Source organism: Pseudomonas sp. S3_A09 (genome assembly GCF_054668065.1).
On sequence record NZ_CP162752.1, the window covers coordinates 3,373,495 to 3,399,402 of the forward strand.

General features: G+C 58.0%; 30 protein-coding genes and 2 tRNA genes. 11 read left to right on the forward strand and 21 right to left on the reverse strand.

Annotated elements, in window-relative coordinates; genetic code table 11:
* Positions 1-133 precede the first annotated feature (133 nt).
* Positions 134-210: transfer RNA gene (locus AB4N92_RS15665), tRNA-Met, on the reverse strand.
* Positions 211-401: 191 nt separating this feature from the next.
* Positions 402-953 (reverse strand): RNA polymerase sigma factor, encoded by a 552-nt coding sequence (locus tag AB4N92_RS15670; protein WP_010213349.1) that lies wholly within the window; start codon positions 951-953, stop codon positions 402-404.
* A gap of 263 nt (positions 954-1,216) precedes the next feature.
* Between AB4N92_RS15670 and sctW the strand changes: the two genes are divergently transcribed.
* The 11 genes from sctW (at position 1,217) to sctU (ending at position 11,354) form a co-directional block, all read left to right on the forward strand.
* Positions 1,217-2,281, forward strand: a complete 1,065-nt coding sequence (sctW, locus tag AB4N92_RS15675; protein WP_010213348.1) for a type III secretion system gatekeeper subunit SctW — start codon at positions 1,217-1,219, stop codon at positions 2,279-2,281.
* A complete protein-coding gene (gene sctV / locus AB4N92_RS15680) occupies positions 2,278-4,371 on the forward strand; it encodes a type III secretion system export apparatus subunit SctV (RefSeq protein WP_021491945.1) in 2,094 nt (697 codons plus the stop codon). The genes sctW and sctV overlap by 4 nt, the downstream gene beginning before the upstream one ends.
* Positions 4,372-4,405: 34 nt before the next feature.
* Positions 4,406-5,305 (forward strand): FHA domain-containing protein, encoded by a 900-nt coding sequence (locus tag AB4N92_RS15685; protein ID WP_236267230.1) that lies wholly within the window; start codon positions 4,406-4,408, stop codon positions 5,303-5,305.
* 8 nt (positions 5,306-5,313) lie between these two features.
* Positions 5,314-6,660, forward strand: a complete 1,347-nt coding sequence (locus AB4N92_RS15690) for a FliI/YscN family ATPase (RefSeq protein WP_198581344.1) — start codon at positions 5,314-5,316, stop codon at positions 6,658-6,660.
* Complete coding sequence (gene sctO / locus AB4N92_RS15695) at positions 6,647-7,075, forward strand: type III secretion system stalk subunit SctO (RefSeq protein WP_010213344.1); 429 nt, start codon at positions 6,647-6,649, stop codon at positions 7,073-7,075. The genes AB4N92_RS15690 and sctO overlap by 14 nt, the downstream gene beginning before the upstream one ends.
* 188 nt (positions 7,076-7,263) lie before the next feature.
* Positions 7,264-7,530 carry a type III secretion system HrpP C-terminal domain-containing protein gene (locus AB4N92_RS15700; protein ID WP_010213343.1) on the forward strand — a complete coding sequence of 89 codons (267 nt, stop codon included), beginning with the start codon at positions 7,264-7,266 and terminating at the stop codon, positions 7,528-7,530.
* Entirely contained in the window at positions 7,527-8,540 is a 1,014-nt protein-coding gene (locus AB4N92_RS15705; RefSeq protein ID WP_044286608.1) for a FliM/FliN family flagellar motor switch protein, read from the forward strand. The genes AB4N92_RS15700 and AB4N92_RS15705 overlap by 4 nt, the downstream gene beginning before the upstream one ends.
* Positions 8,537-9,190: a type III secretion system export apparatus subunit SctR gene (gene sctR, locus AB4N92_RS15710; RefSeq protein ID WP_010213341.1), complete on the forward strand. Its 654-nt coding sequence runs from the start codon at positions 8,537-8,539 to the stop codon at positions 9,188-9,190. Before AB4N92_RS15705 ends, sctR begins: the two co-directional genes overlap by 4 nt.
* A 7-nt stretch (positions 9,191-9,197) precedes the next feature.
* On the forward strand, positions 9,198-9,461 hold the full coding sequence (gene sctS / locus AB4N92_RS15715; RefSeq protein ID WP_010213339.1) for a type III secretion system export apparatus subunit SctS: 264 nt from the start codon (positions 9,198-9,200) through the stop codon (positions 9,459-9,461).
* 10 nt (positions 9,462-9,471) lie between these two features.
* Complete coding sequence (gene sctT, locus AB4N92_RS15720; RefSeq protein ID WP_010213336.1) at positions 9,472-10,260, forward strand: type III secretion system export apparatus subunit SctT; 789 nt, start codon at positions 9,472-9,474, stop codon at positions 10,258-10,260.
* Positions 10,257-11,354, forward strand: a complete 1,098-nt coding sequence (gene sctU / locus AB4N92_RS15725) for a type III secretion system export apparatus subunit SctU (RefSeq protein ID WP_042571039.1) — start codon at positions 10,257-10,259, stop codon at positions 11,352-11,354. Before sctT ends, sctU begins: the two co-directional genes overlap by 4 nt.
* Here sctU and AB4N92_RS15730 read toward each other — a convergent pair whose 3' ends face one another.
* The 19 genes from AB4N92_RS15730 to AB4N92_RS15820 form a co-directional block, all read right to left on the reverse strand.
* A complete protein-coding gene (locus tag AB4N92_RS15730) occupies positions 11,355-11,693 on the reverse strand; it encodes a transcriptional regulator (RefSeq protein ID WP_413469068.1) in 339 nt (112 codons plus the stop codon).
* 11 nt (positions 11,694-11,704) lie between these two features.
* A complete protein-coding gene (gene hrpT, locus AB4N92_RS15735) occupies positions 11,705-11,908 on the reverse strand; it encodes an HrpT family type III secretion system protein (protein ID WP_010213331.1) in 204 nt (67 codons plus the stop codon).
* Positions 11,905-14,046 (reverse strand): type III secretion system outer membrane ring subunit SctC, encoded by a 2,142-nt coding sequence (sctC, locus tag AB4N92_RS15740; protein ID WP_010213330.1) that lies wholly within the window; start codon positions 14,044-14,046, stop codon positions 11,905-11,907. Before sctC ends, hrpT begins: the two co-directional genes overlap by 4 nt.
* 14 nt (positions 14,047-14,060) lie before the next feature.
* A complete protein-coding gene (locus AB4N92_RS15745; RefSeq protein ID WP_031290788.1) occupies positions 14,061-14,453 on the reverse strand; it encodes a type III secretion system chaperone family protein in 393 nt (130 codons plus the stop codon).
* 1 nt (position 14,454) lies between these two features.
* A complete protein-coding gene (locus AB4N92_RS15750; RefSeq protein WP_236267222.1) occupies positions 14,455-14,673 on the reverse strand; it encodes a hypothetical protein in 219 nt (72 codons plus the stop codon).
* A 96-nt stretch (positions 14,674-14,769) separates the two neighbouring features.
* The gene (gene sctL / locus AB4N92_RS15755; RefSeq protein WP_236267221.1) at positions 14,770-15,360 is read right to left on the reverse strand and encodes a type III secretion system stator protein SctL; all 591 of its coding nucleotides are present in this window, start codon (positions 15,358-15,360) and stop codon (positions 14,770-14,772) included.
* Positions 15,361-15,362: 2 nt separating this feature from the next.
* Positions 15,363-15,920, reverse strand: coding sequence for a hypothetical protein (locus AB4N92_RS15760; RefSeq protein WP_047543658.1), 558 nt, complete (start codon positions 15,918-15,920; stop codon positions 15,363-15,365).
* Positions 15,913-16,734, reverse strand: a complete 822-nt coding sequence (gene sctJ / locus AB4N92_RS15765) for a type III secretion system inner membrane ring lipoprotein SctJ (RefSeq protein ID WP_010213325.1) — start codon at positions 16,732-16,734, stop codon at positions 15,913-15,915. Before sctJ ends, AB4N92_RS15760 begins: the two co-directional genes overlap by 8 nt.
* A 6-nt stretch (positions 16,735-16,740) precedes the next feature.
* Positions 16,741-17,103 carry a hypothetical protein gene (locus AB4N92_RS15770; protein WP_021491935.1) on the reverse strand — a complete coding sequence of 121 codons (363 nt, stop codon included), beginning with the start codon at positions 17,101-17,103 and terminating at the stop codon, positions 16,741-16,743.
* 108 nt (positions 17,104-17,211) lie between these two features.
* On the reverse strand, positions 17,212-17,412 hold the full coding sequence (locus tag AB4N92_RS15775; protein WP_137205936.1) for a hypothetical protein: 201 nt from the start codon (positions 17,410-17,412) through the stop codon (positions 17,212-17,214).
* A gap of 164 nt (positions 17,413-17,576) precedes the next feature.
* The gene (locus tag AB4N92_RS15780) at positions 17,577-18,503 is read right to left on the reverse strand and encodes a sigma 54-interacting transcriptional regulator (protein WP_137205935.1); all 927 of its coding nucleotides are present in this window, start codon (positions 18,501-18,503) and stop codon (positions 17,577-17,579) included.
* Between the two features lie 392 nt (positions 18,504-18,895).
* Positions 18,896-19,996, reverse strand: coding sequence for a redox-regulated ATPase YchF (gene ychF, locus AB4N92_RS15785; RefSeq protein ID WP_010213320.1), 1,101 nt, complete (start codon positions 19,994-19,996; stop codon positions 18,896-18,898).
* A 21-nt stretch (positions 19,997-20,017) separates the two neighbouring features.
* Positions 20,018-20,602: an aminoacyl-tRNA hydrolase gene (gene pth / locus AB4N92_RS15790; RefSeq protein WP_010213318.1), complete on the reverse strand. Its 585-nt coding sequence runs from the start codon at positions 20,600-20,602 to the stop codon at positions 20,018-20,020.
* A 167-nt stretch (positions 20,603-20,769) separates the two neighbouring features.
* Positions 20,770-21,366: a 50S ribosomal protein L25/general stress protein Ctc gene (locus tag AB4N92_RS15795; RefSeq protein WP_010213317.1), complete on the reverse strand. Its 597-nt coding sequence runs from the start codon at positions 21,364-21,366 to the stop codon at positions 20,770-20,772.
* 137 nt (positions 21,367-21,503) lie between these two features.
* Positions 21,504-22,445, reverse strand: coding sequence for a ribose-phosphate pyrophosphokinase (locus AB4N92_RS15800; RefSeq protein ID WP_003171603.1), 942 nt, complete (start codon positions 22,443-22,445; stop codon positions 21,504-21,506).
* Between the two features lie 44 nt (positions 22,446-22,489).
* A tRNA-Gln gene (locus AB4N92_RS15805) sits at positions 22,490-22,564 on the reverse strand.
* A 36-nt stretch (positions 22,565-22,600) separates the two neighbouring features.
* Entirely contained in the window at positions 22,601-23,404 is an 804-nt protein-coding gene (gene ispE, locus AB4N92_RS15810) for a 4-(cytidine 5'-diphospho)-2-C-methyl-D-erythritol kinase (protein WP_197999077.1), read from the reverse strand.
* A 49-nt stretch (positions 23,405-23,453) separates the two neighbouring features.
* Positions 23,454-24,071, reverse strand: a complete 618-nt coding sequence (gene lolB, locus AB4N92_RS15815) for a lipoprotein insertase outer membrane protein LolB (RefSeq protein WP_236267278.1) — start codon at positions 24,069-24,071, stop codon at positions 23,454-23,456.
* A 4-nt stretch (positions 24,072-24,075) separates the two neighbouring features.
* Positions 24,076-25,800, reverse strand: coding sequence for a tetratricopeptide repeat protein (locus AB4N92_RS15820; RefSeq protein WP_010213313.1), 1,725 nt, complete (start codon positions 25,798-25,800; stop codon positions 24,076-24,078).
* Positions 25,801-25,908: the final 108 nt, after the last annotated feature.

The window sequence follows — 25,908 nt, forward strand, 5'->3', positions numbered from 1 at the left end:
GCAGGGGAGGGACGTTCAGGACATGGCGCTGTCAGGCTGTTGCCTTGTGAAACGCCAGAAACAAGAAAGCCCGCACGAGGCGGGCTTCTTGAGGTGATTCATAGACTGCTGTAGACGTCTATGGATCGGTACTTGGTGGCTACACAGGGACTTGAACCCCGGACCCCAGCATTATGAATGCTATGCTCTAACCAACTGAGCTATGTAGCCAAGTGGCGCGCATTATTCGCGTAGAACGGCAATGCGTCAAGCATTTATTTTGAATTTTTATCTACGCTTTCAACTGTTTAAGCGAAATCAGCGAATCTGGCGACGAGTGGATCACTCTTCGCCCTGCCGAGTACCCGCGAAACCCGATCGCGTTGAGCAGATATCCCTGCCGCTCAACGCGTGCAATGACGCTACGGGTGTTTCGGGTTGTGCGTGGCGCGTTTGAGCTGTTCGCGGGCCCGTGACAGGCGTGAACGCACGGTGCCGATAGGAATGTCCAACGCGTCGGCTGTGTCCTGATAGCTGCCGTCGGTTTCCAGTGAGGCGTACAGGGTCTTGCGCATTTCCACCGGCAGATGGTCGATAGCGCTCAGGGTTTTTTCCAGGCGACGGTTGACCTCAAATTCCCAATCCAGGTTGCGATTGTCCTCCTGACCATGCCAGAGCGACTCGTCAAACTCGCAATGCACGGGCTTGGCGTACATGCGCCTGAAGTGGTTACGGATAAGGTTTTGCGCGATACCACACATCCACGTGCTGAGCGTCGCATTGCCGCTGAAACGCTCTCGGTTGCGCCAGGCTTCCAGGTACGTCAATTGCAGAAGATCATCTGCATCTTCCGGGTTGAGTACGCGCTTGTGAATGAAGCGCCGAAGTTTTTTTTGCTGTTCGTCTGTCAGGTGAAGCATGAATTGAGGCGAGCTGCCAACGAGGTGCGCTAAAGCTTCAATAGGGATATTCATGATTGTTTCCTTGGTGTAGACGCAGTCGAAAAGGTGTCGACGGGAACCCCTTTAGCACTGGCTATGCCAAGACTGTTTTTTATATAACTGACTGATTTTTATGAATAAATATTTTGTAGTGGAGTGATTTTGCGCAGGACCTTGCATAGATGCCACGGAGGTCTGTGCAAGTCTTTTCAAATTTTTCGTGGCATTCGACTTGATGGAACCGTTTGAGCTGGCCTTGCCACACAGGGAAACACTCTTCCTGTTCAGGTCTGTCCATGAAAGTCGAATCTTCCCCGGATGTGCCAGCCGTCCAGCAGTTGGATCAACCTGCTGTCAGCCAGACCTCCACGCCGGTGCCAGTTCCGGGCTTGGATGAGCTCGCTCACCTGTTCAGCCTGGAAGTGCAAAACAACAGCCAGCCCTTGAGTCAGCGGAAGATGAGCGTGCGCGTGCCTCCGGCCGAACAGCTTGCGCAAATTTATGATCAGTTGGGGCACCCTGCCCAGGCGACCCTTGCGAGCCTTTCGCGCCGCATCCGCTGGCAATTGCTGCAGCATCCCAGTGTCGACAAATTGCTGTCGCTGGCTGGCGGGGACCCCGCGCGTGCATTCGTGGTACTCAAATATGTGGCAACCCAGGCAGACGCTGAAGTGCGCCCATCGGAAGCGGCGTTGGCCCGTGATGCCATCGCCAAGCTGGAGGTCCGCTTCAAAGGGCAGATCCAGGCAGGCCTGAACATTGCTTTGGCGCTGCAGGCGGGCAGTGCCGATCCACAGGAGCGCCAGGCGCTGCGTGCGCTCTACTACGCCAGTGTGGTCACACGCCAATCGTTGTCGACGATGATGCAGGCGCTGCTGGGGGTGTATGGCGGTGAACGGCTTGCCGAAGGGCTCAAGATGATGCGCAAGGCTTTGGCGGACGACATCGCGGCCAAGGTGTCATCACTGCCTACGCCGATGCTGCGTACCCTGTTACTGGGGCTGCAAAGCTGTGGACAGTTGAGCGGCGTGTTGACCGGTTGCAACGCCCTGCTCCAACGCCTGGGTATCGATCATGATGCCGTGGCCCTGCTGCAACGCCTGCTGGGTTACGCCGGTGCAGGTATCGCTGCTGCTGAAATACTGCGACTCGGGAGCGACCTGTTGGGCAGTTCGAGCCCCCAGCAATTGTTGGCCCTCAATGCACTGTATCCGCTGGTCCAGCAACTGCCATTGGCGATATGGCTCGACAGTCGAGTACGCGAAGAAACCCTGCGTGGTTTCCTGGCCGTGATCGGCGAACTGGATCGGGTGACACGTGGCCCTGCGCGTCTTCCTGCTGAGCTGGGGGGCATGGCGTGACTGCGCTTTCGGCCATCAACAGCTTTCTGCTCAAGGTCGCGCAACGCGCAGAAGTGCTGGGCGCCGTGGTGGTGATGGCCATCGTCTTCATCTTTATCGTGCCGCTGCCCACCTGGCTGGTGGACATCCTGATCGCGCTCAATATCTGCATCTCATGCCTGTTGATCGTGTTGGCGTTGTACCTGCCAGGCCCCCTGGCGTTCTCATCGTTTCCGTCAATACTGCTGCTGACCACCATGTTTCGCCTGGCGCTGTCGATTGCCACGACGCGCCTGATCCTGCTGGAGCAGGACGCCGGTCATATCGTCGAGGCCTTTGGTAATTTCGTGGTTGGCGGCAACCTCGCCGTGGGGATGGTGATCTTCCTGATCCTGACCCTGGTCAACTTCCTGGTGATCACCAAAGGCTCGGAGCGGGTGGCCGAAGTGGCCGCGCGTTTCAGCCTGGACGCGATGCCCGGCAAGCAGATGTCCATCGACAGCGACTTGCGTGCCGGCTTGATTGACGGCATGCAAGCGCGGGACAAACGGGAACAATTGTCCCGTGAGAGCCAACTGTTTGGGGCCATGGACGGCGCGATGAAGTTCGTCAAAGGGGATGCCATCGCGGGGTTGATCATCGTTGTGGTCAACCTGTTGGGCGGCTTCTCCACGGGCATGTTCCAGCATGGCCTGAGCGCTTCCGAGTCAATATCGCTGTACTCGGTATTGACCATCGGCGACGGCCTGATCGCACAGATCCCGGCGCTGCTGATCTCCCTCACCGCCGGCATGATCATCACCCGTGTGGCACCGGACGGACGCAGGGGCGCCAGCAACATGGGCGCCGAAATTGCCCGGCAAATGACCAGCGAACCCAAGAGCTGGATGATCGCCTCGGTGGGCATGCTCGCCTTTGCCGTGGTACCCGGCATGCCGACGGGCGTGTTCATTCTGATTGCGCTGGTTACCGGCAGCCTGGGGTACTACCTGATGCGCCAGCGTCAACGGCAGGAACAGCCCGCTGCTGAAACCGCCGAAGCGGTGCGTCCCGAAGAGAACGGCAGTGAGGATTTGCGTGGGTTTGATCCGTCGAGACCCTATCTGTTGCAATTCTCCCCGGTGATACGAGGGACGCCTGAGGTGGCTGATCTTGTTCACTCGATTCGCCAGGCCCGAAATGCACTGGTCGCCAATATCGGCCTGACGCTGCCACCGTTTGAGGTGGAACTCGACGACTCACTGGCCGACGATGAAATGCGTTTCTGTGTCCACGAAGTACCGATGGTCAAGGCATCGGTTGTCAGCCATGTGGCGGTTGAGCGTAAGGCGTTGTCGGTTGAGCCGGCGCACGCCATTGCGGGGTTGGTAGAGCGTGATGAACAGGATTGGCTCTGGTTGGCACCGGATGATCCGCTGCTGGATGATCCGCAGTTGGAGCGCTTCACCGCGGCGAGCCTCATCGTCGAGCGCATGAAGCAGGCGATGATGCTCAGCGGGCCGCAGTTCCTGGGGATCCAGGAAAGCAAGTCGATCCTCAGTTGGCTGGAACACAACCAACCGGAACTGGTCCAGGAGCTGCAGCGGATTATGCCGCTGTCGCGGTTTTCGGCGGTCCTGCAACGCCTGGCCAGCGAGGGTGTGCCGTTGCGCGCCGTTCGGCTGATCGTCGAGTCGCTGATCGAGTACGGCCAGCATGAACGTGAGCCGGACGCGCTGGCCGACTACGCGCGCATCGCGCTCAAGGCACAGATCTACCACCAGTACAGCGAAGCCGACGGCCTGCATGCCTGGCTGTTGTCGCCGCAGACTGAAAACATCCTGCGTGAGGCGCTGCGCCAGACTCAGACGGGGGTGTTCTTCGCCCTTGATGACGAACACAGTGCGGTGTTGGTCAGCCTGCTCAATCAAGCTTTTCCCGTACGGCCAAAACTCAAGAGCGTGATGCTGGTCGCACAGGATTTGCGCAGCCCGCTGCGCACGCTGCTGCTGGAGGAGTTCAACCACGTGCCGGTGCTGTCTTTCGCCGAGTTGGGCAGCGCCTCCAAGGTCAAGGTGCTGGGGCGCTTTGACTTGGGCCAGGACGAATTGATGCGCGGTGCGGTGGCATGACGGTTCGGTTTTGTTCAGCACGGAGGGCTCGATGATGTTCGAGTTGCGCGTGCTTGATGGGCGGCATCAGGGAGCGGCGCTGCCCTTGTTCGGGGAGCAGTGGAGCATCGGTGCCCACGCCGATGCTGACCTGGTGCTGAATGACCCTGGCATCGCCGAGCAGCATGCCCGGTTGCGGCTTGTCGACTCGAACTGGTCGGTGCAGGCTGAGGCCGGGTTGTTGCAGGATGCCGATGGTCAGGTGCTGGCGCAAATTGCGCACCTGGGGCTGAACGTAACGTTTTCGGTGGGGAACGTGCGGTTGTGCGTCACCTTGGCCGATGAGCCCTGGCCCCAGGCACCAGCCCCCGCACCGGCTGTGTCGCCACGGGTCAGTGAAACGGTGCCGGTGCTTAAGTTGTCGGCCATCTCCCAGGCGCAGCAGAAGCGCCTGATCACGCTGGTGCTGGTGGTGACGGTGATCTTCATCGTGGTGGGCATGGCGTCCACCGGGAAGCCTGAGGCTCAGGCATCCCTGATGCCGCCTGTGGTGCAGAAGCACGAATTGGCCTCGCCGTTTGAGGTCCGCCAGCAGCTGTTGAAGATGCTCGGCGAACGTGAATTGAGCCAGCGTGTCAGCTTGCAAGTGGTCAATGGCCAGGTCGCGCTCAATGGGGATGTCTCACAGGATGATGTGGAACTGGTCGCGCGCATGCTCAGCCGTTTTGGCGAGCAGTTCGACAGCGCGGTCCCGGTGATCAGCCGTGTGCGCGTACGCGATGGGACGTTGCCGTTCAAGATTGTGCAGATCGTGGGCGGGCCGAATGGACACGTGGTCCTGGAGGAGGGCAGCCGACTGTTTGTCGGGGATGAAGTCGACGGCCTGCGCCTGGTGCTGATCGACAACAGCAAGGTGGTGTTCGATGGCGAACAGCGCTATGAGGTGCGCTGGTGAGTGCGGAAATGCAAGCACGCCTGGAGGCCTGGCAACAGCGTCAAGTCCAGTCGCTGGCCACCTTCGCGCCGGTGACGATGCGAGGGCGCATCCAGCGCGTCAATGGCATGTTGCTCCAGTGTCGGCTGCCCCAGGCGCGTATCGGTGACTTGTGCAGGGTCGAGAAAAAGCCGGGCGACTACATGCTGGCCGAGATCATCGGTTTTGATCAGCAGGATGCGGTACTCAGCGCCCTCGGCAATCTGGAGGGGGTGCAGGTGGGCGCTGGCGTGGAGCGTCTTGGCGTCGCGCATCGGGTTCAGGTCAGCGAGGCATTGCTGGGGCAAGTGCTGGATGGTTTCGGGCGGCCGATCACGGGAGAAGGCCCCGGTGCGTTTGTCGAGGCCGATTTGCCGGACACCAGTGCGGTGTTGTGTGAGGCACCGCTGCCCACTGAGCGCCCGCGCATCAACCGCGCGCTGGCCACCGGCGTGCGGTCGATCGATGGCCTGCTGACGTTGGGCGAAGGCCAGCGCGTGGGCCTGTTCGCAGGTGCCGGGTGCGGCAAGACCACCCTGCTGGCGGAGATCGCCCGTAACGTGGACTGCGATGTCATCGTGTTCGGCCTGATCGGCGAACGGGGCCGCGAGCTGCGTGAGTTTCTCGATCATGAACTCGATGAACAGCTGCGCTCCAAAGCCGTATTGGTGTGCGCTACGTCCGACCGATCCAGTATGGAGCGAGCCCGCGCGGCCTTCACCGCGACGGCACTGGCTGAAGGTTATCGGCGCAAGGGGCTGCGTGTGTTGTTGCTGATCGACTCCCTGACCCGGTTTGCCAGGGCCCAGCGCGAAATCGGTCTGGCCGCCGGCGAACCTCTCGGTCGCGGCGGTCTGCCGCCATCGGTATACAGCCTGCTGCCGCGTCTTGTGGAGCGCGCCGGGTTGACCCGTGCGGGGGTAATCACGGCGATCTATACGGTGCTGATCGAGCAGGACTCCATGAACGATCCGGTGGCCGATGAAGTCCGCTCGCTGCTCGACGGTCATATCGTGCTGTCTCGCAAGTTGGCCGAGCGTGGGCACTATCCCGCAGTGGATGTGCTGGCGAGTCTGTCGCGGATCCTGAGCAACGTGGCCGAGCCTGCGGATATTCAGGCGGGTACGGCGTTGCGACGCTTGTTGTCGGCCTATCAACAGATCGAACTGATGCTCAAGCTGGGGGAATACCAGCCCGGCAGCGATGCCTTGACCGACCTGGCGGTGGACAGTCGCCAGGCTGTGGATAATTTCTTGCGCCAGGACTTGCGTGAGCCTGCGCCGATGACGGCGACGCTGGAGCAACTCAAGGAGCTGACCGCCTATGTCCCATTCTGATGGTCTGCTTGGCGAAGTCGAGACGCTGCGGCGCCTGCGTCGGCACCGGGCAGATCGGGCCGAGCGAGCCTTGCGCGAGGCGAAGCGCGCCCAGCAGGCCCTGCTCGCCACTATCCGGCAGGCTGAGGAGGCACTTGAACAGACTCGGCGCGATGAAGCCGAGCGCAGTGCCCAACTGCTCAGCCAGCACCAGGGCCAGGTATTGAACCTGCAGGCGCTGAAGTCCTGGGGGGCGCAGGAGCGTTCCTTGTCTGCCGTTACGCGGCGAGGCATGGGGCAGTTGGAAGCCTTGCAGGGCCAGCAGGAAGAAAAGCAGACCTGCGTCGGCCGAGCCCAGAAGCAGGTCACCGCCTGCCTGCGGCAGGTGGAAAAACTTCAGGAGTTATCTCTTTTACTGGCGCAGGAGCCGACATGACCCAGGTTTCAGATAAGCCCGCCGAGCGGCCCCGTCCGCGTGACGCGCGAGAAGAGCGAGAGCCGGGAATGGCGGGTGTCGTTCCTGCGGAGCTAACGCGATTGTTTTCCCAATTGTGGGCTGATGACGGTGAGGGCTCTGGGGCGGGTACCCCGCTAGCACGAACCCGGACGTCGGGTGGCCCGGCGATGATCGAGGCGCTGGCCGAGCAACTGGCGCCGCGCATGCAGGCTGCCTCGCAGTGGCCGCTTCAGGCAGTCCTGTACTTGCCCCGCCTGGGGCGGATCAACGCCAGTGTGCGCCGAGAACAGGGCGCCTGGAATGTCGAGCTGGATGCGGAAGAGAAGGCGACGGTGCGCTGGCTCAGCGGTGTGCGGCAACAGTGTGAGGACCGGTTCGCGGCGACGCTGGGACAGCCGGTCAGCCTGTTTCTGCCCAATGTCAGTTGCGCATGATCGTGCCACTGCTCGCATTGCCGTTGATCAAGGGCGACTCGGTCGCCGCTCGGCGTCGACTGGGGCGTGGCTTGTGCCTGCCGTTCCAAGTGGCAGGGCGCAACGGTCAGTTGCTGCTCGAACCTGGCCGCGCGCCCGCGGGTGGCGAAGCTCTTTGCTTCGAAACGGTGTGCGGCGTGCTGGCGCTCGCCGAAGCCGGGCCGTTGCTCAGCCTGCTGGGGGAATGTCCGGTGGTCTTGGCGCCGTCCGGCAACGACCCGGAGTCCTGGTTCTGGCCGCTGTTCCAGCTCCACTTGAGTCCGCAGGTGAAGGCCCTGCTGGGCTATGTGCGATTGCTGGAGAGTGCTCGACCCAAGGCGTTCGGCTGTCGAATCAGCGTGATCCTGGGGACAACCCGGGTCGAGGGGTATTTGTGGCTGGCCCCGGAGAGCTTTCTAGCGCTATGCGATGCCGGACCTTGGCGCGCCATCGCCAGGCCGATGCCAGCGTCGTTTCGGTTGGCGATTGCGGTGGTCCTTGGGCGTCTGCAGTTACCGATCGCGCAAGCACGCAACCTGCGTGTAGGCGATGTGCTGGTCTTTGAACAGGCCTGTTTTCTAGTCCAGGGCAGCGGCTACGTGCAGGCGGGTACACGGCGATTGCATGGGCGCATTGACGATGACAGCGGGCCGTTGTGCCTGACCCTTACTTCAATCGAGGACACGTCTATGGACGAAGATTTCATCGCCCCCCATTACGCCGGGCATGAAGAGGATGAACCCGTGATGGACGTATTCGGCCACGAACCGTTCGATGAGCTGAGCATGGCGCTGAACGTACGTTGTGGCACGTTGAACCTTACCCTGGGCGAATTGCGTAACCTTGCGCCTGGCGCGGTGCTCGGCATCGGCGGTTATGCGCCGGGCATGGCTGGCTTGTATTACGGCGACCGGCCGATTGGCCAGGGTCAATTGGTCGAAATAGACGGGCGCCTGGGGTTGCAGTTGTCCCGCGTGATGTTCGGTCGATGACATTCCAGGGGATCGATCCCCTCATCCTGGCGCTGTTTGTGGGAGCGTTGGCGTTGATGCCAATGCTGCTGATCATTTGCACATCGTTCTTGAAGATTGTCATCGTGCTGATGATCACCCGCAACGCTATCGGTGTGCAGCAGGTGCCGCCGAGCATGGCCGTCAATGGCATCGCGTTGGCCGCCACGCTGTTTATCATGGCACCGGTCGGTTACGAGATCGCCGAGGGCATCAAGGCCTCGCCCGTGGACACAAGCAGCGTGATCAATTTTTTGCAGACGGGACGTGAGGCTATCCAACCGTTGCGTGCATTCATGCTGCGCAACGTGGACCCGGATGTACTGACCCATCTGCTGGAAAATACCGCGCGCCTGTGGCCGGCGAAAATGGCACAGGAGGTCCAGCGCGAAGACTTGATCCTGCTGGTCCCGGCCTTTGTTCTGTCGCAACTGCAGGCGGGGTTCGAGATCGGCTTTCTGATCTACATCCCCTTCATTGTCATTGACCTGATTGTCTCCAACCTGCTGCTGGCACTGGGCATGCAAATGGTCTCGCCAATGACCATTTCCCTGCCGCTCAAACTGCTGTTGTTCGTGATGGTGTCCGGTTGGTCGCGCCTGCTCGACAGCTTGTTCCTCTCCTATCTCTGAGTGGCCTATGGAACCGATCGTGCTGTTCAAACAGGGCATGTTGCTGGTGGTGGTGCTGACGGCGCCGCCGCTGATGGTGGCGGTGGTGGTGGGGGTGCTGACGTCGTTGGTGCAGGCGCTGATGCAGATACAGGACCAGACTCTGCCCTTTGGTATCAAGTTGGTGGCGGTGGGTGTCACGCTGATCATGACCGGGCGCTGGATCGGCGTTGAGTTGATCCAGCTGATCAACCTGACCTTCGAAATGATCGGCCGCTCGGCCCTGAATTGAGGTATCGCCCGTGCTGCTGTATCTCGAGTTCTTGCCCAGCCTACTCATCGGCATGGCGCGTATTTATCCCTGTGGCATCTTAGTCGCGGCGTTCTGTTTTCAACATATACGTGGCAGGTTGCGGGTCACCATCGTGATGGTCATGGCACTGCTGCCCGCACCGGGTATTCATGCAGCGTTGGAGGGACATGACTACTCGGCGCTGATATTGGCTGCGCTGGTGCTCAAGGAAGTGGCCCTGGGATTATTGCTGGGGGTACTGCTGTCGATGCCGTTCTGGATGTTCGAGGGAGTGGGGGCGTTGCTGGATAACCAACGCGGCGCATTGGCCGGCGGTCAGCTCAATCCTTCACTGGGGCCGGATGCCACGCCGATGGGGCATCTGTTCAAGCAATTGGCGATTTTCCTGCTGATGACTACCTTGGGGTTGGGCGCGTTGACCCAGGTGATCTGGGACAGTTACCTGATCTGGCCTCCCACCGTCTGGTTCCCGCTGCCGGCAGAGAATGGGATGAGCCTGTTTATCGACTTGCTGGGCGATACCTTCACGCACATGCTGCTCTATGCCGCTCCTTTTATCGCGGTGTTGCTGTTGTTGGAGTTCGGCATCGCGTTGCTGGGGGTCTACAGTCAGCAATTGCAGGTCAGTACGCTGGCGCCACCGGTCAAAAGCCTCGCGGGTATCGGTATTCTGCTGCTCTACTTTGCGTTGCTGCAGGACTTGATCGTCGGACGCATGGGTTCGCTGGGTGACCTCAAACACGTGCTGGGACAGTTGATCAAGGTCGCGGTCCCATGAGTGATTCCGGCGAAAAAAAGCATCCGGCGTCAGCCAAGAAACTGCGTGACCAACGCAAGAAAGGCCAGGTCGCCCAAAGCCAGGATGTTGCAAAGCTGCTGGCATTGACAGCCATCAGTGAAATCGCCTTATTCACCGCTGAAACCAGCCTGCAACGCTTCCAGCAATTGATGTTGTTGCCGATATCACGTTTGAATCAGCCCTTCACGCGTGCACTGGAAGAGGTGCTGTTCGACGGGCTGGGAGTGTTCTTCTCCTTTGCTCTGTTGATGGTCGGGGTCGCGATTACCACCAAGCTGATCAGCAGTTGGATGCAGTTCGGGCTGCTGTTTGCGCCGGAGGCCCTGAAGATGGATTTCAATCGCCTCAATCCCGTCAGCCAGGTCAAGCAAATGTTCTCAGCCCAACAGTTGATGAACCTGTTGATGAGCGTGACGAAAGCCTTCCTTATCGGTTTGATTCTGTATGTGGTAATCCGGCCCTCGGTGGGCACGTTGATCAACCTGGCCACCAGTGACCTGCAGAGCTACATCGTGGCGTTGATCGCGCTGTTCCGTCATCTGCTGCATGTGTGCTTTGGCATGCTGCTGGTGCTGGCGCTGGTCGACCTGATCCTGTCCAAGCACTTTTTTGCCAAGCGCATGCGCATGACTCAAGTGGAGGTCGTCAAAGAGTACAAGGACATGGAGGGTGACCCTCATGTGAAGGGGCAGCGCCGTTCGTTGGCGTACCAGTTGGCCCAGGAAGAACCGAAGGTCAAGCTGCCCAAGCTGGAGGAGTCCGACATGCTGGTGGTCAACCCGACGCACTTTGCTGTCGCCTTGTATTACCGGCCGGGTAAGACACCGCTGCCGATGTTGGTGAGCAAAGGCACGGACGATGAAGCCCGCAAATTGATCCGCCGTGCCAAGGCGGCCGACGTGCCGGTAATCCAATGTGTATGGTTGGCTCGCACGCTTTACACGAAAAAATTGGGCGCGAGCATCCCTCGGGAAACCTTGCAGGCCGTGGCGCTGATTTACCGAACCTTGCGCGAGCTCGATGATGAGGCCAAGCGCGAAACCCTGGAGCTTCCCGAGCTTGAGCGGCGCTGATCACCTGTCCAAGGCTTGCAGAGTGGCCAGCGACAGCATCCGGCTGAGGATTCTGTCGAGAGCGTTGGCGGTTGCCGGCAGCGCGTGCCATATCACCAGGGCGTGCTGGGGATCGAGGTAGATAAAGCAGCCCTCGAACACCACCGCTTGTTCAAAGCGTCGCTCTAGCACTTGTTGCAATTGCCCAGCCTGCAGGGCCTCGCGCGCAATGCACAAGGCCACCCCAGGGCGCTGGCCAGCGTGCTGTGCGCAGACCTTGATACCGGGCGCCAGGGGCAGGTGAGCAGCAGCGCCACTCACCAGGTTGTCGAAAAATACCTGCCGTGGGGTGCCGGGCATATTCGGGGAACTCATCGTTCCAATGACACCGTCTGGTAGTCCGCCCGCTCACCGGAGGGGGCGGGCTCGACGCGCATCTGCGGCGGCCACCAGATCACCATCTTGTCCTTGCTCGATTGCGGGCGTGAGCACGAATCACCTTTGCACGTGGGCGTACAGCCGGTGAAGAGTATCGCTGCGCCAATCAGGATGACGCACAACAGTCGGTTTTTCATGGCGTGGCCTTCTGAGCTGGAGTGATCATGGAGGGGCGGGGCACGCTGAGGTGTTCATCTCTCACTACCGGGCGCATGGCGATGAATACTTCGGCTTCTTCACCCGGCTTGAGCCAGGCACGTGGCCACACGGTGACTGCCAGGGTCTGCGAGTTGCTGCATTCCTTTTCATCGATACGCACATTGCGTTTGAACTGGTTGCGCAACACCACCACCGCCACGTTGTATTCCGGGCCGGCGTACCACTGACTGCGGTCGGTGTTCAGCGCCAGCAAATCACGGGTGCTGCACAAGGTGTTCAGCGCCAGAGGCATCGGTGCCGCGCTGAAAGCCTTGGGGACTTCTCCACTGACCAAGCGCGCCAGCGTGGTGATGATGTCACTGCGTTTGATCACCGGCTGATGCGGTGAGTAGCGCCTGGCCAGTGGTGCGAGGGCGGCTTGCAACTCGGCCTGGTCGTCTTGTGGCAAGTAGCGCGATGGGTCGTCCTGGTCCCCGATGACGCGGGGTGTCAGGATAAACAAACGCTCACGGCGATTGTTGTGGCGTTCTGTCGAAGAGAACAGCGCCTTGCCCAGTAACGGAATATCCCCCAGCAGCGGGATTTTCTTTTGCTGGTCGGAACTGTCAGTGACATGAAAGCCGCCGACCACCAGCGAGCGCTTTTCCTGCATCACGGCCTGCGTGCTGACCTTGCCCCGGCGCACATCAGGGTGATTGGGGTCTCGGTCGGGATTGGTCTCGTCGAAATTACCGTCTTCTATATCGACCGCCAAATGGATCTGGTGAACACCACGTCCGGTCGTTACCCGAGGAACCACCTGAAGGCTGGTGCCTACGGTGACGGGCAGAATGGTTGCGTAATCTCTGCCGGGGGTGATGTATTGGGTACGGTTGAAGTCGATCACCGCTGGTTGGTTTTCCAGGGTGAGCACCGAGGGGTTCGAAACCATGGTAGCCAGCCCTTTGGCTTCCAGCGCGCGGATATCGGCGTAGAAACGGTCGCGGTTATCAATCGACAACTGTGAGGAGGTGCCGGGCGCCATGTTGACGCCACCGCGGAAGCGGCTGTTCTGGAAACCCCAGTTCACCCCGAATTCACGCAATTGCGTACGTTCGATATCGAGAATGATCGCATCGATTTCGATCAACTTGCGCGCGACGTCGAGCTGGGTGATCAATTCGCGGTACATGGTTTGGCGTTCCGGCAGATCATAGATCAGCACGGCGTTATTGCGTACGTCGGCTTCGACTCGGATTCGGCTCGTGGATACCGGGGCCCGTGAGGTCAATGCAGGCATGGGAGCCATTTGACCTGTGGTGCCATTGGCGTCGAGCATTTGGCTCAGCAACGGATTGCCCAGCCGCGGCACATTGGGCGTAAGCGGCGCTGGCTGGGAGGCCGGACGTTGGGTCAAGCCTGTGAGCGCAGACGGGGAACGCGGTTCCAAAAGGCCTCGCAAGATGTTGGCGACGCCGGGAACGACGAGCTTTTCGCCGCGGTAATCCACTTGGCGGTCCGCCGCATTGGCGAACTTCAACGGGTAACTCAGTACGCTCTGTTTTTCATCCGGTGACCGGCGTTGGCTGCTGAATTGCTTGATCTGTTCGATATAGCGCTTGGGGCCGGAGACGAGTACGACACCGTCTTCCGGTAACTCACCCCAACCGAAACGGCTATCGAGCAGTCCGATATCGGTCAGCGCCTGCTTGAGGTCGGAAATCGTCTCTGACGAGACCTCCAGGCGCGCGGACTCCTGCTGGTCCAGCGTGCTGATGAACAGCGTGTTGTTGTAGAGAAACCACTGAAAACGATGCTCAACCCCGAGTCTGTCCAACAGTGACTGTGGGGTATTCGCGCGAATCTTGCCGTTGACGTCGCCCTCCAGCAGGCCTTCGATTTGCAGTTGCGTGCCGAATGTCTGGGCGAAGTCTTCGAGTACTTCCCGCAGCGGTTTGTGGTCGGCCTCATAGGCGTAGGCGGTGTTTTTCCATTCGGGGGGTATCGCGGCAAGGGCGTTGTGCGCCGGGGACAGCAAACAGGCGAGCGCTACCAGACTTGACCAGTTGAAACGTCTGGATGAAGTTTCACGCGAGTTAATGCGCAAGTCGCTGCGCTTGCAGATCGTGTTATGCATAGGTGTTTCCCTGTTTAGTGCAACAACGAACGTAGCCAGGTAGGTTTGATTTGATGGATGGGTTTGTTCAGGCGCGCGACGGTGGCGCGCCAGGTATCGCGTTGGTTGAGCAGGCTCTCGATGCAGTGCAGCAGATGCTGTTCGTCGTGTGGGTTAGGCACGCAATGGATCAGCCAGAGGTCACCGCTGTCTGGTGACAGAGCGAGCGCACCTTGAAAGTGGGCCAGGCTGACGGCGCCCAGACGCATCCAGCTCACCAGCATTGATTCATTCCGGGAGTGTCGGGCCAGTTGAACGCTAAGCAGCAGGGTTCCCGAACAGTGACGCAGTACAACCGCTTCATCGTTCTCGAACAGCGTTAATTCCCCGGTGCCGTTCCTCAGGTATTCAGAAAACAGTTCTTTCAATTTACGGCACGCTATCCAGGCAGGACTTCAGTAGCATGTGCTTCACTCGGTTTTGCTCTTGGTAGACGTATTCGGAGGTGCGGTGTCGCTGTAAAAGATTGAAAAACAGCCCGATGTCTTCCTCCGAACCAGAGTTGTTTTCTGCTGCGTAGTTGTATTCCCTTTTAGTATGTCTGGCGTCGTTTAGAAGCCTGTCTTTGAAGCCGTCTAAATATTTCATAGAGGTATTCCATGAGGGGGTGTACCTCTTCTTGGTTTTTATTTCGAAATAGTTCCAGTTGTATTCAATTATTTTTAGGAAAGCGTCTGCCTGCTTCTATCGTGCGAAAGGGGGGGGATCCTGTCTGACGAGAGCACTGATCAAGGCTGTCCAGTCAATACGAAAGTCGCCCTCTTCGGTATTCAATATGAGGTTTTGAGGTTCAATCGTATTTTCCGCGCGCAACGTCCAGCAATTACCGCTGTCACTGTCTAGGCATTGCCTGACTGTCTCAAGCTCATGTGGGTTGCATAAAAGCGTTGCCTTAATTGCAGGCACATGGCACGCCAGCAGTTGCCTGATCAGAGCCTTAATACGTTGGGGGGCGGGTGTTTCTTCAAGTAGAAGGGAGATAGCCTGGTTGGCAATTGAGGTTGCGTATTGCTCGAGGTTGTCACACAAGGTTTGGCGCTCGGCTTCCCAGCGTTTGAGCTGTGCATCGGCACGTTGCCATATTTCCAGACTCGCTTTTTCCAGAAGCTGCTCACGTTGTTCATTGGCCTCCTGTAGTAACTGTCTGGCTCCCGCTTTTGCCTGCTCAACCACATTGTCGGCTTGGGTGTAACTTGCCAGGGTTTCGCAGGAGAGAAGGCTCCCCGGGAGCGCACGTGTTCCGCCAGGCGAGTTGATGATGCGGCGACATAACATCGTTATTCTCCATGCTCCCATGAATCAACAGGATTGCGGGTGCCATCCATGGCGCCAATACGCCACACGACAGCATGCCAGAGCGTATCAAGGCGGCTGTGCGAACCCTTGAGCGCCAATGGCATTTGCTCTAGATCAAGTACACGTTGGCGAGGAAAGCGCAGGCGGATCCGCTGCCAGGTCGCCGGAGGAATCCAGGCGCGTAGCAATTGCAATGCGTCGTTATCAGGCTGCACGATATCAAGTGGCAGAGCCTTGGATAGGCTGTTACACCACAGGTGATGATGCTCATCCAATGCTGTCGCATAGGCCGGGCGGCAAATGCCCTCAATCAACGCAATCGCCAGATCAAGTTGCTCCGCAGAAGCAGTCGCCAGTTGAATTAATGCAGGGTCAGGCATCGGAGGTAGGCATGGAGCAATACCGAAATGTGTCCCTGTAGCCACCTGCCCGCTGCGATGGAGTTGTATAAGTGCCGCGTAGTTATCGATGCTTTTCCAGTCTTCATGCGCATATAACCAGGGGGCGGCCCACCATTGGGCCCAGGCGAGATTACTCATTGCTGGAATGAGCGGTCATGCTGGAAGACACTTCATGTGTTTGAGCGCGCACGTCAGGCGTAGGCATAACTCGTTGCTTTCGCTTTTGCCAGAACATACCTCCCGACACCATGAACACCACCGCGAGTAGCGAAACAGTCACACAGATTCTCCAGAAACCGAGGTCATCTTCGGGAACCAGGAACGGCCCGAAGTAAGCCAAACGCTGTTGCTCCAGATAAGCTGTCGCCGGCACGAACACGACGGTCAATTTCTGCGAGTTGTCGACCGCTGTGGCCATGCCCGGTAAGCTGCTAGCAACCATCCTGCGAACACGCGCCCTGATGCTGTCTGGGTCAAGCCTAGGATCATGTTTGATGAACACTGACGCAGAGGCAGGTTGCACAGGCTCTCCAGGCGCGACGCGCTCAGGCAATACCACATGGACCCGGGCGACGATAACGCCGTCAATATTCGATAGCGTTGTTTCAAGTTCTTGAGACAATGCATAGATATAGCGCGCTCTTTCTTCCAGTGGCGTTGAGATCACACCTTCTTTACGAAAGGTGTTACCCAGCGTAGTGCGTGCTGCCCGAGGGAGCCCTACGGCCTCCAGCGTTCGCACTGCACGCGCAATCTCGGTGGCGTTGACAACAACGATAACGCCATCTTTTGCCGGAACTTTAGTGGCGCGGATATGTTTGTCAGCCAGCTCCGCTACTACCTCGTTAGCCTCTTGCTCAGTTAGCTGACGATGAAGCTCGACCCGTTCACTACAGGCCTGCAGCAGGAGAGAGAGACATATAACCAATACAAACGGTAGCAGGTGATTCATTTTAACCTACTGAAGACTGCTGATTTTATCAATGCATTGTGCGGTTTTACCGACGGATTTTGACAGCATCTGCTGAAGTAGGAGCGCGTCGGAAAGTTGGCCCGGATATTTTCGAGCTTCATCCAGCTTGTTCGGGCTGCTCAAGGCACGCAGGCTTCTAGTCATACGGTCCGTCACAGAACTTAGCTTGCCTGCTGCCTCGGAAAGTAAGTTTTGCGTAACGGTGCTACCCGTGGCGTGTTTCGAAAATGATGAAGCGGTTACGGCGGCGTTAAAAAAGTCAATATCCGTACTCAAGTCCGTTAATTTATGGTCTGTGAGGGACTCGGATAGAGAGTTGCGTTCAGTCTGCTTAATAATGCCTATCATAGTAGGATCCTGTAACGTCGAAACTAACGTTGAGGGGGCTTATCTCCGTGTTTGCTTAAAAAGCCTTCCCCGCCGGGGCCGTAGGAAGGCTTTTGTAAGTTGAAGCTATTAAACGTTGAGTTTGTCGGATGCTGCCTTGATACCCGAGGTATTTTGGTTTTCTGCACCCTTAAATGCGTTTTTTACACCATCTGCGCGTTTTTTTGCTTCTGCAGCTTCCAAGCCTTGGTCAGCATCTTGAGCAGACATTTGGCCACCGCCGTAGCCGCCCGAATAAGGTGAGTAGGATGATCCGCTAGGAATAGCCATAGTGTTCTCCGTAATTAATATGTGTAAGTGAAACAGCACGCCTTAAGAAAAAACTCTCCATCCGTAGTGCCGTTCCTTCAATTATGTGGTTCAAGAAATGTATGCGTTCCACGCATCGCTGGAGGCTATGTTTCAATAAATGTATTGGTTTGTTTCCGGTGCGCTCAACCCAGCGACACTCCCAAGTGCTTTATGCGGTGATACAGGGTTCTTTTGGGAACGCCCAGTTCGGTTGCCGCACTGTCCACACAATGGCTATTTTGGCGCAGGCACTCTTCAATCAGCGATTTTTCCATCTGATGCAGGCGCGCCTTCAGGCCCATCTCTATTTCCTGTCGGGTGATCACGGTTGCTGAAAGCGGAGGCAGGCCCAATACAAAGCGCTTCGCCGTAGATCGAAGCTCGCGGACATTGCCCTTCCAGGGGTGGCACAGCAACTGCTGCAGCAATTGGCTATCGGGAGGGGGAGGGTAGGCGAGTTTGAAATGTTCAGCTTCTTGCTTAACCATGTCGAGGAACATAGGGATTATTCGCGCTCGTCGATCCCGCAAGGCCGGAAGGTGGATGCTGACGACATTCAAGCGGAAGTAGAGATCACGTCTAAAAGTGCCTTGTTCGACCATCTCGTGCAAGACGCGTTGGGCAGATGCGATCACGCGCATGTCCACAGGGATAAACCGGGTCGAGCCCAGACGCTCGACTCCACGGGATTCCAGCACGCGTAACAGCTTGGCTTGTAGCGTCAGTGGCATGCTATCGATTTCATCGAGGTATAAGGTGCCCAGATGGGCTGCTTCAACGAATCCAGCCCGGGATTGCATGGCCCCCGTATAGGCGCCGCTGTTTACGCCGAACAGCTGGCTCTCGGCAAGGCTTTCCGGAATGGCGGCGCAGTTGACGGCAACGAAGTTTCCCTTACGCTGGGATAGGTAATGAATATGTTGTGCCAACGTATCTTTACCGGTCCCTGTTTCTCCCAATAGCAGAATATCTATATCCAGAGCGGCGGTGTTGTTTATAGTCCTTTCGATGCTCGGGCAATCAGAGAAAGTTATATCTTCTATAAGACTATTCTGATTGAGCGTCGACATAATATTTTGCTCCAGTGCGGTGGCCGCATGATGAGGGCTATCTCCATATGAGCGCAGTTAAACAGGATTTTTTTATGTTGTCATGAACTGGTCAGGGCGCTGGGTGACGTGAAAGTTATACGTTTCAGCCAATAAAAAAGTTTCAAGTCTTGCTGGGTGAGTTTCGCCATTTCAGACGTAGGGGAAGTCTTAACGTTGCAAGGAAATATTCTAAAGAGGTGTTTTTGCATTGAGGCTTTTCATTGGGGGTCTGCTATTGAGCTTTTAAAATTCATGAGCAAATGTATCACTCATGACGTTTTTAATTTTTTCGTTAGCGAAATTCAAACGCCCACAAAAAAGCCGATGCAATGCATCGGCTTTTTATTCGCGGTATAAACCGCAGGTAACGCTTACACGTTGAAGCGGAAGTGCATCACATCGCCATCTTTTACGATGTATTCCTTGCCTTCCAAGCGCCACTTGCCCGCTTCCTTGGCACCGGCTTCACCCTTGAACTGAATGAAGTCGTTGTAGGCGATTACCTCGGCACGGATAAAACCTTTTTCGAAGTCGGTATGGATCACACCGGCAGCCTGCGGTGCGGTAGCACCGACCTTGACGGTCCAGGCGCGAACTTCTTCGACACCGGCGGTGAAGTAGGTCTGCAGGTTGAGCATCTCGTAGCCGGCGCGGATTACGCGGTTCAGGCCAGGCTCTTCCAGGCCCAGGGCCTCAAGGAACATGTCTTTTTCTTCGCCGTCGTCGAGTTCGGCTATTTCTGCTTCGATCTTGTTGCACACCGGAACAACGATGGCGCCTTCTTCGTCGGCAATGGCCTTGACCACATCAAGCAGTGGGTTGTTCTCGAAGCCATCTTCGGCGACGTTGGCAATGTACATCACTGGCTTGGTGGTCAGCAGGTGGAAGCCTTTGATTACGGCCTTCTCGTCAGCGCCCATGGTCTTCATCAGGCTGCGTGCCGGCTTGCCCAGGGTGAAGTGCGCGATCAACTGCTCCAGCAGGCCTTTCTGGACTACGGCGTCCTTGTCACCACCCTTGGCGTTGCGCGCGACTTTCTGCAGTTGCTTCTCGCAGCTGTCGAGGTCGGCAAAGATCAGTTCCAGGTCGATGATCTCGATGTCGCGTTTCGGGTCGACGCTGTTGGAGACGTGAATCACGTTCTCGTCTTCAAAGCAGCGGACCACGTGGGCGATGGCATCGGTTTCACGGATGTTGGCCAGGAACTTGTTGCCCAGGCCTTCACCTTTCGACGCGCCTGCGACCAGGCCGGCGATGTCGACGAATTCCATGGTGGTCGGCAGGATGCGCTTTGGATTGACGATGGCCGCCAGGGCGTCCAGGCGTGGATCCGGCATCGGCACGATACCGCTGTTGGGCTCGATGGTGCAGAAGGGGAAGTTCTCCGCTGCAATACCGGACTTGGTCAGGGCGTTGAACAGGGTGGATTTGCCGACGTTGGGCAGGCCGACGATGCCACAATTGAATCCCATGGTGTTTCCCCTCGGTAAGAGTCAGGCCTTCTGGCTGTGCAGGTTTTTCATCGCGCGGTTCCATTCACCGGCGAAGATATCCGGCAGCACGCCGAGGGCAAAGTCGATGCTGGCATCGAGTTTTTCCTGTTCGGCGCGTGGCGCACGACCCAGGACGAAATTTGAAACCATACTGGCAACGCCTGGGTGGCCAATGCCGAGCCGCAGGCGGTAGAAATTATTCTGATTACCCAGCTGCGCGATGATGTCGCGCAGGCCGTTGTGCCCGCCGTGCCCACCGCCGAGCTTGAGCTTGGCGACACCGGGCGGCAGGTCCAATTCGTCATGGGCCACCAGGATTTCCTCGGGTTTGATCCGGAAGAACCCCGCAAGCGCCGCGACAGCCTGGCCGCTGCGGTTCATGTAGGTGGTGGGAATCAGCAGACGAACATCCTGACCCTGGTGCGAGAAGCGCCCGGTCAGCCCAAAATATTTGCGATCGGCCACCAGGTTCACACCTTGGGCGTGGGCGATGCGCTCAACAAAAAGGGCCCCCGCGTTATGCCGGGTCTGTTCGTATTCGGCGCCTGGATTTCCCAGGCCAACGATCAGTTTAATGGCAGTCACGACAGGGGCCCTTCCTTTGGAGTTGTGGATAACATCGCCGCAACCTGTGTGCGGCGAAAGTGGACGACAGAAGCTATTTACTCAAGAGTAAACGCCGCGTTATCGCCCGCTTTCTCGCTACGTTTCGGTCCGCGATGTTTCCTCAAGCTCCGGCAATACAGAGTGAATTACTCTGCAGCGCCTTCTTCAGCTTCTGGAGCAACGCGTGGAGCGTGAACGTTGGCAACAGCTTTGTCATCACCGTGAGCCAGTGCGACAAACTCAACGCCTTTAGGGGCTTTGAGGTCGGACAGGTGAACGATTGCGCCGACTTCCAGAGCCGACAGGTCGACTTCGATGAACTCAGGCAGGTCTTTCGGCAGGCAGGTCACTTCGATTTCGTTCAGGACGTGCGAGATCTCGCCGCCTTTCTTGACCGGAGCTTCTTCGCCAACAAAGTGCACAGGCACGATAGCGGTCAGTTTCTGGCCAGCTACAACGCGAACGAAGTCAGCGTGCATGATGAACTGCTTGGACGGGTGACGCTGCATCGCTTTAACGATGACGTTCTGCTTGGCGCCGTCGACGTTCAGTTCGATAACGTGGCTGTAGGCAGCTTCGTTTTCGAACAGCTTGGCGATTTCCTTGGCCAGGATGGTCACGGATTCAGCAGGCTTGTTGCCACCGTATACAACGGCTGGGATGTTGGCGGCGTGACGCAGGCGGCGGCTCGCACCTTTCCCCAGGTCAGTACGCGCTTGAGCGTTCAGAGTAAAGTCAGTCATTTTGTATCTCCAAAATAGCCATCATCGAGGGGCGTTTGCGACCAGCGCCGTACTCGACATGGGCAAAAAAGCCCCGCCCCAACAGAATGTCGGGGCGGGGCGCTTTTCGTCAGTGGGATGTGCCGAAGGTTTGACCCTTAGCGGAACATCGCGCTGATCGATTCTTCATTGCTGATGCGGCGGACCGCCTCGGCAACGACCGGTGCGATATCCAGTTGACGGATACGCGCACAGGCTTGAGCTGCGGCGGACAACGGGATGGTGTTAGTCACCACCAGTTCGTCCAACACGGAGTTCTCGATGTTCTCGATCGCTCGGCCCGACAGCACAGGGTGTGTGCAGTAGGCGAAGACTTTAGCCGCACCGTGCTCTTTCAAGGCTTTCGCCGCGTGGCACAGGGTGCCGGCGGTGTCGACCATGTCATCAACCAGAATACAGGTACGCCCTTCGACATCACCGATGATATGCATCACTTCAGAGTGATTGGCTTTCTCGCGGCGTTTGTCGATGATCCCGAGGTCCACGCCCAGGGATTTGGCAACAGCTCGTGCACGCACGACGCCACCAATGTCCGGGGACACGATCATCAGGTTTTCAAAGCGCTGGTCTTCGATGTCATCCACCAATACTGGGGAGCCGTAGATGTTATCTACCGGAATATCGAAGAACCCCTGGATTTGGTCAGCGTGCAGGTCAACCGTGAGCACACGGTCGATACCTACCACGGTGAGCATGTCAGCAACGACTTTCGCGCTGATAGCCACACGTGCGGAACGCGGACGGCGATCCTGACGGGCATAACCAAAGTAAGGGATTACAGCTGTGATTCGAGTCGCTGAGGAGCGGCGGAAGGCATCAGCCATCACGACGAGTTCCATCAGGTTATCGTTGGTCGGAGCGCAAGTCGGCTGAATAATGAAGACGTCTTTACCGCGGACGTTTTCATTGATCTCGGCTGTAATTTCGCCGTCGGAAAACTTACCGACAGAGATGTCACCGAGAGGGATATGCAGCTGACGTACGACACGTCGAGCCAGATCGGGGTTAGCATTCCCCGTAAAGACCATCATCTTGGACACGCGCAGTACCTAGAGGCTGAGGGTAACCTGGATGAGTATAGAAATGGCAGGGGCGGCTGGATTCGAACCAACGCATGGCAGGATCAAAACCTGCTGCCTTACCGCTTGGCGACGCCCCTGTATCTGTTGCAACGAGTGCCTAACACTCGGTTCCTTTAGAGCAGACTTTGCAGCTTGCGATGCAACATCGAAACGTTGCTTCCCTTTGCTACAAACCCTGTAAGGGTCTCTGTAAGAAGGGCCGAGACTTTATCAGCTTCAGCTTTGCTTGGGAAGCCCCCAAACACACAACTTCCAGTTCCGGTTAATTTTGCTTCGGTAAATTTACCTAACAAATTCAAAGCGTTACGTACTTCTGGATAACGCCTTGCTACAACCGGTAAGCAGTCATTTCGACTGTTTCCCTTGGGAACGGGGCGCACTTTAATGGGAGGAGAGTTACGTGTCAACAGTGGATCTGAAAAAATTTCTGCTGTACTTACAGATACTTGCGGAACAAGCACGACATACCACGGCTCTTCGGGGTATTCGGGGGTGAGTTTTTCCCCTACGCCCTCGGCGAAAGCCGCGTGCCCACGCACGAAAACCGGGACGTCGGCGCCCAGCGTCAGGCCCAGCGCTGCCAGGCGATCATCGTCCCAGCCCAGTTGCCATAAATGATTCAGACCCAGCAATGTGGTGGCGGCATTCGAGCTGCCGCCACCGATTCCACCGCCCATGGGCAAAATTTTATCGATCCAGATATCGATGCCGAGCCGGCAACCGGATTGCTCCTGAAGTTTTTTCGCCGCCTTCACGATCAAGTTGCTGTCGTGAGGGACGCCTTCGAATTCGGTATGCAGCTTGATCACGCCATCGTCGCGCACGGCGAAGGTCAGTTCATCGCCGTAGTCGAGAAATTGAAACAGTGTTTGCAACTCGTGATAGCCGTCTTCACGGCGACCGAGAATGTGCAGCATCAGATTGAGCTTGGCCGGGGAGGGCAGGGTCAATGTTTGTCCGGTCACGTTATTGCCCCAGCTTGCGCGGTTGCCAGTCCTTGATCACCAGCGTGACGTCAAGGTCGGTGCCGTGCAGCTTGATGCGCTCGGGCAGCCAATAGCCGCTTTGTTCCACATAGCTCAAATACTCCACCTGCCAGCCATCTTGTTCCAGCGTTGCCAGGCGGCTGTCGCTATTGAGGCTCAGGCGACTCTTGCTGTCAGGCGCGGGCAGACCGCGTACCCACCAGACCAGGTGAGACACCGGCAGCTTCCAGCCAATCTGTTCTTCCAGCAGCGCTTCCGGCGAGGTCGCTTCATAACGCCCCTGGTTGGCCACTTCGAGGCTGACTTGCCCCGGTCGACCCGTCAGGCGCGCCGCGCCACGTCCCAGCGGGCCGGACAGGCGAATATCGTAGTAATCCTGGCGTTGCAGCCAGAACAAGGTGCCGCTGCCGGAGTCCTTCGGCGCGCGAACCCCCACTTTGCCTTCGATCTGCCAGCCATCGATGCTGCTGAGCTGGTCCTTGTGCTGTTTCCACTGCGCCGGGTTGCCCTGGCCTTCAACGGATTCACGGGCGCCGAAACCCGCGCAACCGGCGAGCAGGGCGATAAAGCTGAAAACAATAATGTGGCGCAAGAACATAAGCTTAAAGGGTCTCGGATCCGGTCAGGCGTTTGATGGTGCCGCGCAGGATGGGGCTTTCGGGTTGTTCCTTGAGGAATTTTTCCCAGATCTGGCGGGCTTCGCGTTGTTTGCCATTGGCCCACAGCACTTCGCCCAGGTGAGCGGCGACTTCCTGATCGGGGAAGCGCTCCAGCGCCTGGCGCAGCAGGCGTTCGGCTTCGTCCAGGTTGCCCAGGCGGTAATTCACCCAGCCCAGGCTGTCGAGCACGGCCGGGTCTTCCGGGTTGAGCTTGTGAGCCTGTTCGATCAACACCTTGGCTTCGGCGTAACGCGTGGTGCGATCGGACAGCGTGTAGCCCAGCGCGTTGAGGGCCATGGCATTGTCCGGGTCGCGTTTGATGATCAGGCGCAGGTCTTTTTCCATCTGTGCCAGGTCATTGCGTTTTTCCGCCTGCATGGCGCGGGTATACAGCAGGTTCAAATCGTCGGGGAATTGCAACAAGGCTTGTTGCAGCAGTTTCCAGGCGCGCTCGCTCTGATTGTTGGCCGACAAGGTCTCGGCCTGGATCAGGTACAGCTGGATCGCATAGTCCGGCTCGGCATCGCGCGCAGCCGCCAGGCGCTTTTCCGCCTCGTCGGTGCGGCCGTTGCTCATCAGGATGTCGGCCTGGCGCAACTGGGCCGGGAGGTAGTCATTGCCGGGGCCGACTTGGGCGTATTCGAGCAGGGCAGCCTGCGGGTCGTTGCGCTCCTCGGCGATACGGCCGAGGTTCAGGTGCGCCGAGTCCACATGGCTTTCGCGCTGGATCAGCTCTTCAAGGTAACCCTTGGCCTCGTCCCAGGCCTTGGCTTCCAGGCACACCAGTGCCAGGGAGTAGCGCAGTTCGTCATCGTCCGGGTATTGCTGGACCAGGCTGGCGAACTGCACTTTGGCGTCCTCCATGCGGTCCTGCTCTACCAGCATGCGCGCATAGGTCAGGCGCAGGCGCTTGTCTTCGGGATACTTCTTGATGCTTTTTTCCAGCAGCGGAATCGCTTCCTTGCCGCGATTGAGGTTCTGCAGCAGGCGCGCGCGCAACAGGATCGGGGCGATTTCGCCTTCTTCCGGCGGATTCTGCTCCAGAAGTTTCAGCGCCGCGTCGGCTTCGTCATCCTGTTGCAGCAGCAAGGCCTTGCCGAAAATCAGCTGGCTGTTCTTCGGGTGTTTTTGCAGCAGGCGGTCGAAGCTCTTCATCAGGCCATCGCGCGTGTCCTGGTCAGTGTCGGCCGCCGACAGCGCGAGGAAGTCGAAATGGGTATCGCCCTTGCCCTGCAGCACCTTCTCCATATAGATCATGGAGTCGTCATAGCGCCCGGCGCGTGCCAGTTGAACGGCTGCCGCCCGTTGGGCTTCCAGATCGTCCGGTGCGTTTTTCGCCCAGATCAACGACGTATCCAGCGCAGCCTGGTCGGCACCCAAGTACTCGGCGATGCGGAACGCGCGCTCGGAAATCCCCGGATCCTGGGTGTTGATGGCCTGGGTCACGTAGTTATCCAGCGCAATATCGAAACGATTGCGCTGGCCGGCCAGCTCCGCGCTCAGCAGGCTGAACACCGTTTCTTCACTGAACGAGGAATAAACCTTAGGCTTTTCAGGGGCGGGGGTGCTGTCTTCCACCGGCGGCGTACCGTCCGGCGACACGGGTGCCATGGCCTGGCAGCCGCTGAGGAAGACAAAAGCAAGGAGCAACGCGGAAGATCTATTCATATAGGAAGAGGACGACTAACCTGCGGTCGGATCATCATGACACAAGCCTTCGGCCAAACATAACCGAGACTCAGCGGACGCCTTTCATAGGCACAACATATAGGGACA